Source organism: Nesterenkonia pannonica, from assembly GCF_019575955.1.
GTDB lineage: Bacteria > Actinomycetota > Actinomycetes > Actinomycetales > Micrococcaceae > Nesterenkonia > Nesterenkonia pannonica.
This window is the reverse complement of sequence record NZ_CP080575.1, coordinates 2,474,916-2,490,017: the sequence shown is the minus strand read 5'-3', so window position 1 is coordinate 2,490,017 and position 15,102 is coordinate 2,474,916. Positions and strand designations below refer to the sequence as shown.

Sequence of the window (15,102 nt, the reverse complement as noted above, 5' to 3'; positions counted from 1 at the left end):
CCGCACCGCGGCTCCGCATTCGGCCGTATCCTGGCCCGGATGACTCTGAGACACCGTGTGACGGAACCGCGCTGGTCGCTGCCCTCTTTCTCTCCGCCTGCGGGGATGACCAGACGCAGGAGGCGGGGACAGACGACGAAGGGCCTTCCCAGGAGGAGCGTGCGGAGCAGGAGGCCGCCGAGGAGGAGGCCAGAGAGCGGGAGGCTGCGGAGCAGGCCCTGGAGGAGCGGGCATCAGCCCTGTCCGGGCCGGGCGAGGAGCACGCCGAGCAGGCGGCCGAACTGGTGGCCGAGATGTCTCTGCCCCAGCTGGCTGGGCAGGTTCTGATGGGTGAGTACTCGGGTGTCGACGGCGCGGAAGCCGCCGAGCTCATCGAGGAGCACCATCTGGTAAGCGTGATCGTGATGGGCCACAACGTGCCCGCCGAAGCCGGAGAGGTCGACGTGGAGCGGCTCGCCGTCGAGCTGGAGCGGATCCGCTCTGCAGGCGATGGGGAGAGAGCCGTCGCCCCGATGGTCTCGGTCGACCAGGAGGGCGGACTGGTGACGAGGGTGGGCGGTCCGCTCACTGAGTGGCCCGCGCCGATGGCATACGGGGCGATCCCCTCGGACGAGGCGGAGCAGGATGCCGAGAGAGCCGTCGAAGCCGATGCGGCGGAGGTCCACCATGGTCACCGGCAGATGGCCGCGGAGCTGGAGGGCATCGGGTTCCAGATCAGCTTCGCGCCGAACGCCGACGTCACGATGGGAGTCGAGGACCCGACGATCGGCTCGCGCTCATTCGGCAGCGATCCGGAGGCGGTCGGGCACCTGGCGATCAGCGGCATCCGCGGTCTGGCGGAGGGCGGACTCGCAGGATCGGTGAAGCACTTCCCCGGTCACGGGTCCGTCTCTGAGGATTCCCACGACACGCTGCCTGTGCAGGATCAGAGCGTGGATGAGCTGCGCAGCCGAGACTGGGTCCCCTTCGCCGAAGCGGCGGAGGCGGGAGTGCCCATGGTGATGATGGGCCACCTGGATGTTCCCGACCTGGACCCTGGGGTGCCGTCGTCGCTGTCCTCAGCGGCGTACGACGAGATCAGGCAGATGGGCCATGAGGGGTGATCGTCACCGATGCGATGAACATGGGGGCTATCGCCCAGGGCTACGGGGTGACCAAGCCGTGGTCGATGCGCTCGCCATGCGCCGACCTGCTGCTGATGCTTAGGCCAGCGCCGCGGGTGCTCACGCAGCCGTTGTGGAGGCGGTGGAGTCGGAGGAGGTTCCCGAGGAGAGGCTCGTCGAGGCGGCTGAGCGCGTGGTCGCTCTGGCGCTGTGGCAGCAGGAGCTGGCAGTAGCGCGCTGGCGGCCGGTCCCGGGGCTGAGCTGCCTGAGGAGATCGTCCCGGAGGGTGAGAGCCTCTGGGATCTTGACGGGCCAGGCGTGGCCGAGAGGGTGGCCGCTGAGGCCGTCACTCTGGTGGAGGGCGAGTGCGGTGTCCCGGCGGTGGAGGACGCCGTGCAGGTCGTCGGCGGCACCGAACAGGATCGCGCACGCTTCTCGCAGGCTGCGGAGGGCGCCGGACTGGAAATCGGGTGGGGCACCGTGGTGACTCTGCTCGGGGCACGACCGCGGGCAGTGGGGATGTCGTCGTCGCCGTGGACCGCCCGGAGGCGCTCGCCGATTCCGCTGCGGCGACGAAGGTGGGACTCTTCGGACGGTCGAAGAGAGCTTCGATGCTCTGATCGAGATTCTCCAGGGGCGGAGGCTCCCGGGCAGCTTCCCGTGCAGGTGGGGAGTTCGAGCTGGGACACTCCGCGTGCTGAGCGTGGGCCCGTGCGTACATTGGGCGCATAATGCGACTGCGTTGCAATAAATATATTGCAATCTCTTTATATGTCTGGGAGGGTAGGACTGTGCGCGATGAGCCGGGTCTGGCTGAAGCGGCTGAGCTGTTCAAAGTTCTCGGCAACGAGTCGAGGCTCTGGCTGGTGAGGCTGATCGGACAGAGGGCGCGGACTGTGGGAGCGCTGGTGGAGGCGACAGGAATGTCGCAGCCCCTCGTCTCACAGCACCTGCGGACTCTGAAGCAGGCCGGACTCGTCACCGCGGGCCGCCATGGTCGTGGTGGAGTACCACCTCGCCGACCAGCATGTGGCTCACGTGGTCGACGATGCCGTGGCTCACGCGCAGGAAGAGAAATAGTTCCGTCGCGGCCCCGCCGCAGAAGGAGGCCATCATGGCTGCATGCACCACCGCCGAGCACACTGTGACCGAGCACCAGCACGGTCCTTCCTGCGGTCACGAGTCCGTTGTGCACGACGGACACACTGACTACATCCACGACGGTCACCGTCACCACGAGCACGGTGACCACTACGACGAGCACTGAGCGCCGTCGCTGAGCAGCACTGTGCCCGAGCCCGCTTCTTGAAGGGCTCGGGCACAGTCATGCCCAGGAGCTCAGCCCTGGCGCGCCTTCAGGCGTGGATTTCGCTTGTTGATGACGTACGTCTTGCCGCGCCGTCGCACCACCTGTGAGCCCGGCTGATTCTTCAGGGAGCGCAGTGAATTCCGGACCTTCATGTCGACCTCCTGTTGAGAATGAGATGCAATAGCATGTAATCTACGACGGATGGATGACGCAATCAACCCCGCGCGCAGTGCAAGGCCGATGTGACCGTGGTCGCTGGAGCATGCGGTCCGGAGCGCCATCAGTACGCCCGCAGCCTGGCCAGGCGCGAGGGCCGCGTGCTCTTCGACGCCAGCCGCATCGCCAGAGACCCCGATGCGGTCGTCCGATGGCTGCACGGGCGAGCCCTGTCCGCCGACCCGCGCGACGCGGTCGTGGAGGCGCCGCTGCACGCCGATATGACCCATCTCATCGGTGAGTATGCAGACCCGGGCGGGGGCACTCAGCTCAGCGGAATCATCGCGGTCGTCGACGCCCTGCACCTGATTGCAGACCTGCGCGGGGAGGACTACGTGGTCACCGACCTGACGCGCCGGGGCGTCAGGGAGGAGGCGCGCTTCACAGCGCGTGCCCAGCTGATGGTGCAGCAGGTCGAATACGCCTCCGCTGTGGTTCTCGTCAGCAGCGACGGGCTGAGCGCTCAGCAGGTCGGCCTGCTGCAGGGGCTGATCAGCCACCTCAGCCCGCACGCCGCCATCGTGACAGCCCGGGAGGAGCCCGCCGGGCGCAGCGGCCAGCTCTACACTCAGGACCAGACCCGCCCAGGGTGGGTCTGCCTGCTCAACAGCGACTTCAGAGTGGCGCACGATCACCCGCGTGTGCTGTCGCTGAGGTACGAGACTCCGCGGGCGTTCCACCCGGAGCGCCTGAAGGCGCTTCTGGACGGGCCTGTGGAGCACGAAGAGTTTGGGAAGCTCATTCGCTCCTCGGGCTTCTGTAGGCTGGCGACGCGCCCGCACATCACAGCGCACTGGGAGCATGTGGGCACGCTCTTCTCCATGAGTCCCCTCACGTTCGACCACCAGATGACCGACCCTGAGGAGATTCTGGCCTTCAGGCAGGACCTTGCCCTGACAGGGATCGACCTTGACCACGAGGGTCTGACATCGGCCCTCGACGAGGCGCTCCTGACGGATGAGGAGCTCGCCGCAGGGCCGAGCAGGTGGTCCTCCTTCGCCGACCCCTTTCCGGGGTGGGCGACGAGCTCTGAGGCCGACGGGTGAGGGCGACACCAAACATTACAAACGTACGGTTCCTCTGCTAGGGTGAGCTCCGGCGGGAATTCCCGCAAGGACGACCACCTCACGTAAGCGATCCGCCCCAGTAAACTCGCAGCCTGATCTCGCGCCGCCGCATCTGTCGTCCCATGCGGCCGTCGCAACGGTGCATATGACTGTGCAGACTTCTGCCCACCCGCAGCCCCAGAGCATGCCCGCCCAACGTGCCGGACTGCGCGCCTGGCTGGGCCTGGCGACACTGGTGCTCCCCGTCATCCTCATCGCGGTGGACATGACGGTGCTCAGCTTCGCAGTCCCCATCTCTCCGCAGACCTGGCCCCGACCAGCGAGCAGCTGCTGTGGATAGTGGACATCTACGGGTTCCTCATCGCCTAGGCTTTCTGATCACTATGGGATCCATCGGTGACCGCATCGGTCGTGGCGCCTGCTGCTCATCGGCTCCGCCGCGTTCGGGATCGCCTCAGCGCTGGCCGCCTTCAGCACCACCGTAAGCATGCTCATCGCAGCCCGGGCCCTTCTCGGTGTGGCCGGAGCGACCCTGATGCCCTCCACCCTCTCGCTGATCCGCAGCCTGTTCCCCACGAGCGTCAGCGCATGGTCGCCATCGCGGTCTGGGCCTCGGCCTTCTCGGCAGGTGCTGCCTTCGGCCCCATCCTCGGGGAGTGCTGCTCGAGCACTTCTTCTGGGGCTCGGTATTTCTGATCAACCTGCCCGTCGTCGCCCTGATCCTCATCGCCGTGCCGCTGCTGGTCGTCGAGTCCAGGACCCCAACCCGGGGCGCATCGATGCGGCCTCGGTCCTGCTCTCCCTGACGGGAATGCTCATGGCGGTCTACGGGCTCAAGCGGCTTGCCGCCGCGAGTGACCGTCATCAGCGTCGCCGCGCTGCTGATGGGCGCGGCGGCGGTCGGCGTCTTCATCCGCAGGCAGCGCAGGCTGGACCACCCGCTGCTGGGCCTTTCGCTCTTCGCGGTGCCGAGGTTCCGCGCTTAAGCATCGTCACCAACTTCATGCTGATCTTCTCGCTGGTAGGAACTCTGTTCTTCCTCACGCAGCTGCTGCAGTCCGGCTACGAGATGAGCCCTCTGCGAGCAAGCCTCGTGCTTGTGCCCGGCCTGGCCATCTCGGTGCTGGCCAGCTTCATCGTGATCCCCATCGCCCGCCGCTTCTCCCTGCGATCGGTGATCGCCGGAGGCCTCACCGTGTCGGCCTCGGGGCTGGCCCTGATCTCGCAGCTGCCGGCCCAGGACGGCGTGCTGCTGGCCCTGCTGGCCTTCGCCGCCGTCGGCCTCGGCAGCGGAATGGCCGAAACAGTGACCAACAGCGCCGTGCTCAGCGCGGCCCCGCCCCACCGTCGCCGGCGCCGCGTCCGCCATCTCGGAGACAGCCTACGAACTCGGAGGCGCACTCGGGATCGCAGTGCTGGGCAGTGTGCTCAGCACCGGCTACCGGGCGCAGCTGACGAGCGCTGCGCCTGAGGAGGCCGCTGCGGGAGACGTCTCCGCAGCCTCGGAGACCATCAGCGGAGCTTCGGTGGTGGCCGAGCGCATCGGAGGCCCAGTGGGGACGGAGCTGTGGGCCAGCGCCCAGAGCGCGTTCGCCGATGCTGTGAGCCTCACCGGATTCCTCACTGCTGCCCTGGTGCTGATCACCGCAATCCTGGTATGGATCATTCTCCGCCGAGACCGCAGCCCGCAGGGCACTGAGGAGTGACGCCTGACCCTTGGGGTCGCCGCTAGAATGCAGCTGATGAGTGCGCCCGAGAGGCCCCGCCGCGCGACTTCTGCGCGGGCTGCTCATCGCCTCCAGCGCAGTAGGTGCCTACGCCCTGGCTCATGTGCTCGGAGGCCATCACGGGCCCCACCCCGTGGTGATTCTTCTGGCCGTGGCGGTCGCGGCTCCCATCAGCACCGCGCTGACCGCCGCGAGACTGTCTCGGCTTCGTCTGGCGCTCGCCGTGCTGGCCAGTCAGGCGGCGCTGCACGGGCTGTTCGTGCTTCTGCCGGCGGCAGGGCGAGCAGCCTCCAGCACGGATCGGCCGAGGTCCCCACGCTCATCATGCAGCTTTCGTGACGGTCTCCGGCGGGCTCGGTAAGCGTCGCATCCGTCCGACGCGTGGATGGCTGCGTCCCATGCTGCGGCAGCGCTGGTCACGTACCTGCTGCTGCGCCGAGGCGAAGCGTTCTGGCCGCCTTGAGCCGGATGTTCGGCATAGCCCCGACCGCTTTGGATCTCTGGGGTGTGGGCCCGCTGCTTAAGCACAGGCGCGGCTGCCTCAGATGCCGCGATCTCCTCGGCTGCCCCGACCCAGCTCTGTCAACCAGGGCCCATGCCCCACGCGTGGCCCACCCTCTCCCATCAGCACTGACGAACCGTGACCTTAAGCTGCCTGCGCCCGTCCGGGGCGCAGTCGCAGCGCCTGCTGAAGAAGGACATGACATGAACACCTATGAGCATCGCTCTGCCCACCTGCCCGCCGTCGTCGCCCTGTCCGCCGCCGGTGCGCTGACCCTCGCCGGCCTGACGGTGGTCCCCGCCCACGCCCATGACTCGCTGATCGGATCGAACCCCGAAGCGGGCGAGGTCCTTGACGCCCCTCCGTCGGAGGTTGTGCTCGAGTTCTCCGGCGACGGGCTGACCACGGGTGATGCGGTGACCAACGACATCTGGGTGCTGGACGAGGAGGATGAGAACTGGGCCTCCGCAGAGTAGGCTGAGGTCGAGGGCTCCACGATGCGCACCGACCTTGCCGAGGAGCTGCCCAGCGGGAGTACGAAGTTCTCTATCGCGTGGCCTATTCGGACGGTCACGATGAGGAGCTCAGCTTTGAGTTCGAGGTCGACGCCCAGGAGTCGGAGGGTGAAGCGGCCGCCGAGGAGGACAGTCAGAACGAGTAAGCAGAGGAGGATCAGGAGGCGGATCCCGACGCGCCCGCTGCGGGGACGACGATGACGATGCGGACCTCACGGCGGACGACGCTGATGAGGGCGGCCAGTGGTGGCCCATCCTGATCGGTCTGGGAGCGCTCGCAGCGGTCGCTGCGGCAGCTGTGCTTCTGCGCCGCAGGCTCGCGCGACGACCGCAGCTGACCCGCGGCGTCGAGGCGGCCGGCGGGTGCTGCACTCTCAGCGCCGTGGCTCCTCGGCCGAGGGTTCGACGATCGCGACGAGCCGCTCGTTCCCGACGCGCGTGATCACGAGCACCCGATGCACGGGGATGCGGAGCAGCGCCGCCCGGCCAGAAGCTGGGAGCGAAGCTGCTCAGGCACCACGTCGACCCCGCGCTTCTTGATCTCCAGCGACGTGACACCCTCATCGGCCGCCCACCGGCGCAGCGCCTTGGGCTTGAACGGACGCACCTCAAGGACTCGGTAGCCGTGGGCCATCGGTGCGAGGTTCGAAGGAGCGTGATCCTCCGGTCCGCAGAGGTAGGCGATGTGCTCATCCAGCAGGACCGCCCCGAGCGATTCGGCGAGCTCGGCCACCAGGCCTGCGCGGATCACGGCAGGGTCCGGCTCCCACAGAATTCCCATGAGCCCGTCTCTGCCGGCAGCCTCAGGGTGCACTCCCTGGCCGAAGTCGCTCGAGGACGTCAGCTCGGTGACCGAACGCTCCGCGTCCCTGTCCGAGAGGGCGGTCGCAGCTCGTCGCACCCCCGTGCGAGCGAGGCCGTTGAACCACAGGACCAGCTCGACCAGCTCGCCGTCGACGCTGACCCATTCGGCCTCGCAGTCAGCTGGGATCAGGTCGTGGGGCATGCCGGGACCCAGTTTGACGCCCATCGGCACCCCGGTGGCGGCCAGTTCGGCGACGAAGCTCAGGGGTGGGGAGAAGTCTTCGGGGTCCCACAGCCGAGATCGAGCATCACGGCGAGCAGGGTCCAACCACAGCGCGGCCGCGGGATCGGCCTCGCGGAGGGCGTCCTGTGCCTGCGCATGCAGCACGCTGGCTTCCGGAAAGGGCAGCAGGTTCATCGTGGCGGCCGCCGCCGTGGTCTCATCGGCGTCCACTGCGGTCACCTTCAGCCCTGCGCCGGCAAAGGCCATGGCATCGCCTCCGAGCCCGCACCCGAGGTCAATGACGTGCTCCGCCCTTTCGCGCATCCGAGCCGCGTGGCGGGCTGCGGCAGAACGCCTGGTGGACTGCTGAAGCCCTTCTCGGGTGAGCAGCATGCGGGCCGCAGCATCCCCGAACTTGGGCCGGGCTTCGGCCCTCAGCTGCGACTGCGTCAGCGCTGCGGCCACGGTGCTGGGGTCCCACCCCTCTTTGCGCAGGCGCGCGTTCAGCGCTGCGGAGCTGGCGGCGTCGTAGGGCGGCAGGGAGTTCAGCAGCTCCCACCCCTCGGGGCTGAGGACCGGCTTGAGTTCGGTGTCGGACACGGGGCCACGCTATAGGAGGTCGGCGCCGAAGCACCCTGAGCCATTTCGCAACATTTGTGTAACGTAATGGTCGCCTTGTTGCCGAAGGTGCCACCTAAGTTTATGCTCTTTTGAGCTTAGGACAGGCTAAGTAAATTCGACGATGAGGACGGTATGCCTTCGATGATCACTCCACCCGCTGCGATTTCCGGCGAGACGACGACACTGGCCAAACTGCTCTCCGCAGGGGCGGTGGCTCTCCTGGCGCTCACCGCCTGCGGCGACAATGGTGAGCAGGAAGCCGAAGAGGCTGAGTAAGCGCGGACACCGCGGCAGAGGACGCAGGCGACTCCGACGGTGCGGAGGAGGCCGAGGGGAGGATGGTGCCCAGGAGGGCGGCGGCACCGTCGAGATCGAGGACGATCACGGAACCCACGACATCAGTCTCGATGAGATCGACTCCGTCGGGCGTTCGACAACCGCACCTTCCGCCTCCTGGAGGATCTGGGCGTGGAGCTGGACGTCGCCGCCCGAGGGCTCATGCAGCCCCACATCCACGAGGTCTATGCCGACGACGAGGACATCCTCGACACCGGAAACCACCAGGAGCCCGACTTCGAAGTCTTCGCCGCTGCGGAGCCGGACCTGGTCATCACCGGTCAGCGGTATTCCCAGTACTACGACGACATGGCCGCCCTGATGCCCGAGGGCGGCGTCATCCTGGAATGGAGCGAGGCGCTCGAAGACCCCGAGACCCTCTTCGACGGTCTGCGCGAGCAGGCACAGAGCATCGGGACGATCTTCGCCGCCGAGGATGAGGCTCAGGCGCTGATCGACGACCTCGACGCCGCCATCGAGCGTGCATCCGAGGCGTACAACGGTGAGGACACCGTGATGGGTCTGCTGACCTCCGGCGGCGACATCAACTATGCAGGCCCCAACGAAGGCCGCGCCGTTGCCGAGATCTTCCAGGAGCTCGACCTGGAGCCCGCCCTTGAGGTGGAGGACGAATCCAGCGACCACGAGGGGATGACATCTCGGTGGAGGCCATTGCCGACGCGGATCCGGACTGGATCATCGTGCTGGATCGCGACGGCATGAACCCCGAGGACCCGGAGTACACCCCGGCCGAGGACCTCATCGCGGACTCGCCTGCCCTGCAGGAGACCTCTGCGATCGAGCAGGACCAGATCGTCTACATGCCGCAGGGCATGTACCTCACCGAGGACGTCCAGGCATACACCGACTTCCTCAACGACTTCGCTGACGCCCTCGAGGGCGCCCATTAGCGGTCGGAAGCTCTCTGATGACCACCACTCTGCGCCAAGACGTCTCGCAGACCAGCCGGGAGATCCTGGTGGAGGATGTGCGGACCCGGCGGCACAAGCGGCTGTGGACCCCGACGTTCTTGGCGGCGATCCTGGTGACCGTCGCACTGCTCGTTCTCTCCCTCCTGACCGGGCAGTTCGACGTCTTCGGCGGAGACGAGTGGGAGAACCTCTGGATGTTCGGCATCACGCGCGTGCCCCGCACGGCCGCGCTGGTGCTCGCCGGTGCGGCCATGGCGATGTGCGGGGTCATCATGCAGCTGCTGACGCAGAACCGCTTCGTCGAGCCGTCCACGATGGGCATCACCGAGTGGGCAGGCCTGGGCTTGGTGCTGATGATGTGGCTGGTGCCCAGTGCGACCCTCTTCGAGCGGATGATCGGCGCCGTCGTCATGTCCTTCATCGGGACGATGGTGTTCTTCGCGTTCCTGCGTCGAGTCTCCCTGAAGTCCAGTCTCATCGTGCCCATCATCGGCATCATGCTCCGGAGCAGTCGTCTCCTCGGCGACGACCTACCTCGCCCTGATGACCGACCGGCTGCAGACACTGGCCATCTGGTTCCAAGGATCCTTCACCGGGGTGATCAAGGCCGGTACGAGCTGCTGTGGATCGTCCTCGGCGTCACGGTCCTGGTCTTCATCGTCGCTGATCAGTTCACCGTTGCCGGACTGGGGAGGGACATGGCGACCAACGTCGGGCTGAACTACGGAATGGTCCTCTTCATGGGCACGTCCATGGTCGCGGTCGCAACGGGTGTGACCGCGACCGTGGTCGGCGTGCTGCCGTTCCTCGGCCTGGTGGTGCCCAACATGGTGGCCCTCTTCCGCGGCGATGACCTCCGCACCAACCTGCCGTGGGTCGTGCTGGTGGGAATCTGCACCGTCACCGTCTGCGATCTCATCGGTCGAGTCATCATCGCCCCTTCGAGATCCCTGCCGGCATGGTGCTCGGGCTGGTGGGCGGAGCCGTGTTCCTCGGACTGCTGCTGCGCCAGCGGCGAAAGGGCAGTCTGGCCGCGTGATGCTCAAGACAGCCGACATCCGAGCGCGCGCCGAGGCGAGAACCGGAGCCGCAGGTCCGCAGCGGCGTTCGGGTCCGGTCGCCGATCGGCGGCACATGCGCCGCTATGGGGTGACGATGACTGCGCTGGTGGTGCTCGCCGTCGGCCTCACATTCGGCATCATGACCTGGAACAACCCTGCTGAAGTGGCTCACGGCCGTGGTGGCTCATCGTGGACATGAGGCGGGACTCCTGATCACCATCGCCGTGGTGGCCATCTGCCATTCCGTGGCGACGGTCGCCTTCAAACGGCTGTGAACAACCGGATCCTGACGCCGGGCATCATGGGATTCGGCTCCCTGTACACGGTGATTCAGACCTCGGCCGTCTTCCTGCTCGGCGTCAGCGGGGCGAGTGCGCTGGTGGGTGTCGTGCCGTTTCTTCTTCAGATGGCCGCCATGGTGCTGCTCGCCACGGTCCTCTACACCTGGCTGCTGGGCGGGAAGTTCTCGAACGTCCACATCATGCTGCTCGTCGGAGTCGTCCTGGGAGGCGTCCTCGGCTCGTTGTCCGGCTTCATGCAGCGGATGCTCACCCCGAGCGAGTTCGACGTTCTTCAGGCACGCCTCTTCGGCAACATCTCCAACGCGCGATCGGACTACCTGCCGTACGCCATCCCCATCGTCCTCGCCGTGGCGGCTCTGCTGTGGATCCGAGCCAACACGCTCAACGTCATGGCCCTGGGCAGGACCAGTGCGCTGAATCTCGGCATCAGCTACAAGCGGGAGCTGATCGTCATCATGGCGCTGGTCTCCCTGCTGGTGGCCACGGCCACAGCCCTCACCGGGCCCATGATGTTCCTTGGATTCCTCGGAGCGATCCTCGCCTATCAGTTCAGGGACACCTATTCGCACCGCATGCTGTTCCCGATGGCGGTGCTCTTCGCGTACACGATTCTGGCGGGGAGCTACTTCGTCCTACGTCACATCTGGGACAGCCGCGGAGCCGTCACCATCATTGTTGAGCTGATCGGCGGCGCGGTCTTCCTCGTCGTCCTCATGAGAAAGGGGCGCCTGTGAGCATCACCTGACCGACGTCGCCAAGAGCTACTCCGACACCGTGAGGATCGGCCCGGTCTCCGCGGAGATCGAAGCCGGGAGTGACCGCCCTGGTGGGCCCGAACGGTGCAGGCAAGTCCACGATCCTCACGATGATCAGTGGCTCCTGGACATCGACGCTGGCCGGATCACGGTCGGCGGGCAGGACGTGGCGAGCACCCCGTCAAGACGATCGCCACGATCCTCTCCGTCCTGCGGCAGGAGAACCACTTCGTCACCCGCCTGACCGTGCGCCAGCTTGTCGGGTTCGGCCGATTCCCGCACTCCCGGGGCTCACGCTCGGCGATGAGCGTTACATCTCGAAGCGATCGACTTCCTCGACCTCACGGAGCTGGAGAACCGGTACTTGGATCAGCTCTCAGGCGGCCAGCGCCAGAGGGCCTACGTAGCGATGGTTCTGGCGCAGAACACCGACTACGTGCTTCTGGACGAGCCCTGAACAACCTCGACATGCAGCACGCGGCCGCGATGATGAAGCAGCTGCGCCGGGCTGCCGACGAGCTCGGCAGGACCATCGTCATCGTGCTGCACGACATCAACTTCGCCGCGCACTACTCGGACAGGATCCTCGCCATGAAGGACGGCCAGGTGGTCCGGCACGGGACTCCCGCCGAGATCATGCAGGATGAGGTGCTCTCGGACATCTTCAACACGGAGGTGAGCGTCATCGAAGGCCCCCATGGTCCGCTGGCGGTCTACTACTGAGCCGGGCTCAAAGGATGCCGCGCAGCTGGAGGAGGCGAGCTCCACGGCGCGCACCGCCTGCGGGCGCTGCTGCCACTCCTCAGCTGTCAGGAGTTCGCAGTGCTCGGCGTCGGCCTCGAACACCTTCTCCACCTCGGCCGCGAAGCCCTCATCGATGACCTCGAGGTTGGTCTCGTAGTTCAGGCCCAGTGAGAGCCGGTCAATGTTCGCGGTGCCGATGGTGGACCAGACGCCGTCGATGGTCGCGGTCTTGGAGTGGATCATGGTAAGCGTGTAGAGGAGCACCTTCACCCCCGCCTCCAGCATGTCTGTGTAGAAGCCGCGCGTGACCCAGTCGACGACCACGTGGTTGGACTCCTTCGGGAGCATGATCCGGACATCGACCCCGCGACGGGCCGCTCGCATGAGCGGTTTGAGCACCTGCTGGTCTGGGACGAAGTAAGGCGTCGTGAGCCAGATCCTGTCCTCTGCACGCTCGATGGCCTTCAGGTACATATGGCGGATCGGATAGACCAGCTGCACCGGCAGGTTCGATGCGACGCGAACCCTGGGGTTCCAGGACTGGGGAGGAATCCAACCGATGCGCGTGCTTCCGCTTCGGCCCTCGTTCCAGACATTCGCGAAAGCCTGCCGAAGGTCCCAGACAGCCGGGCCGACCTCCCGAACGTGGGTGTCTCGCCATTCGCGGGCGAATTCGTCGCCGATGTTGAACCCGCCGACGAAGCCGGTCTCGTCGTCCACTACGAGGATCTTTGAGTGGCTGAGGCCCGTGTAGCGGATCGGGCCGCGCCAGATCTGGGACTGCAGCGGCGGCATCCGGTGGGAAGAGATCCGAGGATCGAGCTGCCCGAAGAAGGAGCAGGGCACCGTGTGATTCCCGTAGAGGTCGTAGATGACGTACACCTGCACACCGCGTGCGGCGGCGGCATTCAGCGCATCCATGATCCGTTGGCCGACGGAGTCGCTCTCCCAGATGTAGGTCTGCAGCATCACCGACGTCTGGGCGCTGTCGATCGCAGCGACCATGTCGTCGAACAGTAAACCGCCTGCGGTGTAGATCGTCATCTGAGACTCTTCGACCTCGGTTCCGAAGAGCCCGGGCTGCGGCGGGCGGCGCGATCCGCGCTCCTTCTGCCGGTGCCTGTCCCAGAGCAGAAGGCCCCGACAGCGGCAGCCTGAGCTCCCGCGAGCGTCGCCGCTCCCGCCGCGCCTGCCTTCATCAGCTTCCCTGCCATACGTTCCAGCCTACCGAGTGTCACGAGTCAGGAAGTCCAGCAGTCGGACTTCTGAGCAGAGCCCTGTCGCACGCGTGCGACGAGAGCTACGATCGGTCAGTTTTCCCATTCCCGAAACGAACGAGTCACCACAGCTATGCCCAACACTGCCGAAACCGCCCTCAGCGCAGAATCTGAGGCGAACCCCAACCAGCACGACCTGATCGCCGACGAGAACCTGAGGACGCCTCGGCGACGCATCATCGCCGCCTCTCTCATCGGCACGACGATTGAGTTCTACGACTTCTACATCTTCGCGACCGCCGCAGCATCGATCTTCCCGCTGCTGTTCTTCTACGGCGAGGACGAGGGCACTGCTGTGCTGCTGTCGCTGACCACCTTCGGCGTGGCCTTCCTGGCGCGTCCGCTGGGCGCAGTGATCTTCGGCCACTACGGCGACAAGATCGGCCGCAAGGTCACCCTGGTCGGTGCCCTGCTGATCATGGGCATCGCGACCTTCCTGATCGGCCTGCTGCCCACCGTCCACCAGGTGGGGCTGTGGGCTCCGGCGATGCTGACGGTGCTGCGCTTCTGCCAGGGCCTCGGCCTGGGCGGCGAATGGTCCGGCGCGGCACTTCTGGCCTCGGAGACCGCCCGCCCGGGGAAGCGTGCCCAGGCTGCCATGTGGCCCCAGCTCGGCGCGCCCTTCGGCTTCATCCTCGCCAACGGACTGTTCCTGGCCTGGCCGTCGGCTTCGACTTCAATCTGGCCGATGCTGCCGCGGCAGGCACCAGTGCCCTGGATGACCCGTTCCTGGTGTGGGGATGGCGTGTGCCGTTCATCCTCTCCCTGATCATGGTCGCCGTGGGGCTCTACATCCGGCTGCGGATCGAGGAGACCCCGTCTTCGCCAAGGCGCTGAAGAACAACGAGAAGGTCAAAGCGCCCATCGGCGAAGTGTTCAGCAGAACTGGCGGGAGATCATCCTCGGCACCTTCATCATGCTGGCCACCTATGGGCTCTTCTACATCATGACCACATGGATCGTGACCTACGCGGTCCAGCCTGAGACCGTGGGCTCTCTGGGGTACGACTACCAGTCGTTCCTGGGGCTGCAGATCGTCTCCATCGTGCTCTTCGCGATCTTCATCCCCATCGTAAGTAAGCTCGCGGACCGCTTCGGCCGACGCCGGATGCTGATCACGACCACGTCCGGAATCATCGTCTTCGGCCTCAGCTTCGGCCTGTTCATCGGACCGGAGGTCCTGGGCACCGGCGCGGACATGAACGTCTGGCAGATGTTCGCCTTCCTCAGCGTCGGCATGGCGCTCATGGGGCTCACCTTCGGGCCGATGTCGGCATATCTTCCGGAGCTGTTCCCGACGAACACCCGGTACACCGGCTCGGGGTGGCCTACAACCTGTCGTCCATCCTCGGTGCAGCGGCGACCCGCCGGTGGCCAGCTACCTGGTCCAGAGCTACAGGGTGCACGCTGTGGGCTTCTATCTGGTGTTCCTGGCGAGGCCTGACGATGATCAGCCTGCTCTTCTCGCCGGAGACGAACCACCGTTCGCTCTACACCGAGGAGAAGCTCTCGGCCTGATCGGCGAGCGGCGCTCCTGCGATGAGGAAGGCCTCCACCCCAGCGGGGCGGGGCCTTCCTCATGCCTGAACTCCCGAGTAGCCTGGCAGG

Annotated in this window: 16 protein-coding genes and 6 pseudogenes; 19 read left to right on the top strand and 3 right to left on the bottom strand. The window is 66.3% G+C overall.

Annotated features, from left to right (window positions below):
* Positions 1-326: 326 nt before the first annotated feature.
* The 5 genes and pseudogenes from K0H76_RS17875 to K0H76_RS17855 all read left to right on the top strand — a co-directional run bounded on the left by K0H76_RS17875 (position 327) and on the right by K0H76_RS17855 (position 2,370).
* Positions 327-1,103, top strand: coding sequence for a hypothetical protein (locus tag K0H76_RS17875; RefSeq protein WP_258935466.1), 777 nt, complete (start codon positions 327-329; stop codon positions 1,101-1,103).
* A complete protein-coding gene (locus tag K0H76_RS17870) occupies positions 1,100-1,336 on the top strand; it encodes a hypothetical protein (protein ID WP_258933882.1) in 237 nt (78 codons plus the stop codon). The genes K0H76_RS17875 and K0H76_RS17870 overlap by 4 nt, the downstream gene beginning before the upstream one ends.
* Positions 1,314-1,835, top strand: a complete 522-nt coding sequence (locus tag K0H76_RS17865; RefSeq protein WP_258933881.1) for a hypothetical protein — start codon at positions 1,314-1,316, stop codon at positions 1,833-1,835. Before K0H76_RS17870 ends, K0H76_RS17865 begins: the two co-directional genes overlap by 23 nt.
* Positions 1,836-1,894: 59 nt before the next feature.
* Positions 1,895-2,183, top strand: a pseudogene (locus K0H76_RS17860) (metalloregulator ArsR/SmtB family transcription factor).
* Positions 2,184-2,217: 34 nt separating this feature from the next.
* On the top strand, positions 2,218-2,370 hold the full coding sequence (locus tag K0H76_RS17855) for a zinc transporter permease (RefSeq protein ID WP_258933880.1): 153 nt from the start codon (positions 2,218-2,220) through the stop codon (positions 2,368-2,370).
* A 71-nt stretch (positions 2,371-2,441) separates the two neighbouring features.
* Here K0H76_RS17855 and ykgO read toward each other — a convergent pair whose 3' ends face one another.
* Entirely contained in the window at positions 2,442-2,564 is a 123-nt protein-coding gene (gene ykgO, locus K0H76_RS17850) for a type B 50S ribosomal protein L36 (RefSeq protein WP_258933879.1), read from the bottom strand.
* Between the two features lie 96 nt (positions 2,565-2,660).
* Between ykgO and K0H76_RS17845 the strand changes: the two genes are divergently transcribed.
* From K0H76_RS17845 to K0H76_RS17820, 6 genes are all read left to right on the top strand, one after another.
* Positions 2,661-3,674, top strand: a complete 1,014-nt coding sequence (locus K0H76_RS17845) for a GTP-binding protein (protein ID WP_258933878.1) — start codon at positions 2,661-2,663, stop codon at positions 3,672-3,674.
* Positions 3,675-3,840: 166 nt separating this feature from the next.
* Complete coding sequence (locus K0H76_RS17840; RefSeq protein ID WP_258933877.1) at positions 3,841-4,035, top strand: hypothetical protein; 195 nt, start codon at positions 3,841-3,843, stop codon at positions 4,033-4,035.
* Between the two features lie 147 nt (positions 4,036-4,182).
* A complete protein-coding gene (locus K0H76_RS17835) occupies positions 4,183-5,166 on the top strand; it encodes an MFS transporter (RefSeq protein ID WP_258933876.1) in 984 nt (327 codons plus the stop codon).
* Positions 5,120-5,401 carry a hypothetical protein gene (locus K0H76_RS17830; protein WP_258933875.1) on the top strand — a complete coding sequence of 94 codons (282 nt, stop codon included), beginning with the start codon at positions 5,120-5,122 and terminating at the stop codon, positions 5,399-5,401. The genes K0H76_RS17835 and K0H76_RS17830 overlap by 47 nt, the downstream gene beginning before the upstream one ends.
* A gap of 40 nt (positions 5,402-5,441) precedes the next feature.
* Positions 5,442-5,783, top strand: a complete 342-nt coding sequence (locus K0H76_RS17825) for a hypothetical protein (RefSeq protein ID WP_258933874.1) — start codon at positions 5,442-5,444, stop codon at positions 5,781-5,783.
* A 344-nt stretch (positions 5,784-6,127) separates the two neighbouring features.
* Complete coding sequence (locus tag K0H76_RS17820) at positions 6,128-6,400, top strand: copper resistance protein CopC (protein WP_258933873.1); 273 nt, start codon at positions 6,128-6,130, stop codon at positions 6,398-6,400.
* A 413-nt stretch (positions 6,401-6,813) separates the two neighbouring features.
* Here K0H76_RS17820 and K0H76_RS17815 read toward each other — a convergent pair.
* Positions 6,814-8,066 (bottom strand): annotated as a pseudogene (locus K0H76_RS17815) (SAM-dependent methyltransferase).
* Positions 8,067-8,228: 162 nt separating this feature from the next.
* Between K0H76_RS17815 and K0H76_RS17810 the strand changes: the two are divergent.
* From K0H76_RS17810 to K0H76_RS17780, 7 genes and pseudogenes are all read left to right on the top strand, one after another.
* Positions 8,229-8,363: a hypothetical protein gene (locus K0H76_RS17810; RefSeq protein WP_258933872.1), complete on the top strand. Its 135-nt coding sequence runs from the start codon at positions 8,229-8,231 to the stop codon at positions 8,361-8,363.
* Between the two features lie 192 nt (positions 8,364-8,555).
* On the top strand, positions 8,556-9,146 hold the full coding sequence (locus K0H76_RS17805; protein WP_258933871.1) for an ABC transporter substrate-binding protein: 591 nt from the start codon (positions 8,556-8,558) through the stop codon (positions 9,144-9,146).
* Positions 9,125-9,334 carry a hypothetical protein gene (locus K0H76_RS17800; protein ID WP_258933870.1) on the top strand — a complete coding sequence of 70 codons (210 nt, stop codon included), beginning with the start codon at positions 9,125-9,127 and terminating at the stop codon, positions 9,332-9,334. The genes K0H76_RS17805 and K0H76_RS17800 overlap by 22 nt, the downstream gene beginning before the upstream one ends.
* A gap of 101 nt (positions 9,335-9,435) precedes the next feature.
* Positions 9,436-10,394, top strand: a pseudogene (locus tag K0H76_RS17795) (iron chelate uptake ABC transporter family permease subunit).
* Entirely contained in the window at positions 10,391-10,615 is a 225-nt protein-coding gene (locus K0H76_RS17790; protein WP_258933869.1) for a hypothetical protein, read from the top strand. Before K0H76_RS17795 ends, K0H76_RS17790 begins: the two are co-directional and overlap by 4 nt.
* Before the next feature lie 72 nt (positions 10,616-10,687).
* Entirely contained in the window at positions 10,688-11,452 is a 765-nt protein-coding gene (locus K0H76_RS17785; RefSeq protein WP_258933868.1) for an iron chelate uptake ABC transporter family permease subunit, read from the top strand.
* A 7-nt stretch (positions 11,453-11,459) separates the two neighbouring features.
* Positions 11,460-12,196 (top strand): annotated as a pseudogene (locus K0H76_RS17780) (ATP-binding cassette domain-containing protein).
* 168 nt (positions 12,197-12,364) lie between these two features.
* Here the strand turns inward: K0H76_RS17780 and K0H76_RS17775 are convergent.
* Positions 12,365-13,186, bottom strand: a pseudogene (locus tag K0H76_RS17775) (phospholipase D-like domain-containing protein); the annotation flags it as partial.
* Between the two features lie 381 nt (positions 13,187-13,567).
* Here K0H76_RS17775 and K0H76_RS17770 point away from each other — a divergent pair.
* A pseudogene (locus K0H76_RS17770) lies at positions 13,568-14,918 on the top strand (MHS family MFS transporter); the annotation flags it as partial.
* Between the last annotated feature and the right edge of the window lie 184 nt (positions 14,919-15,102).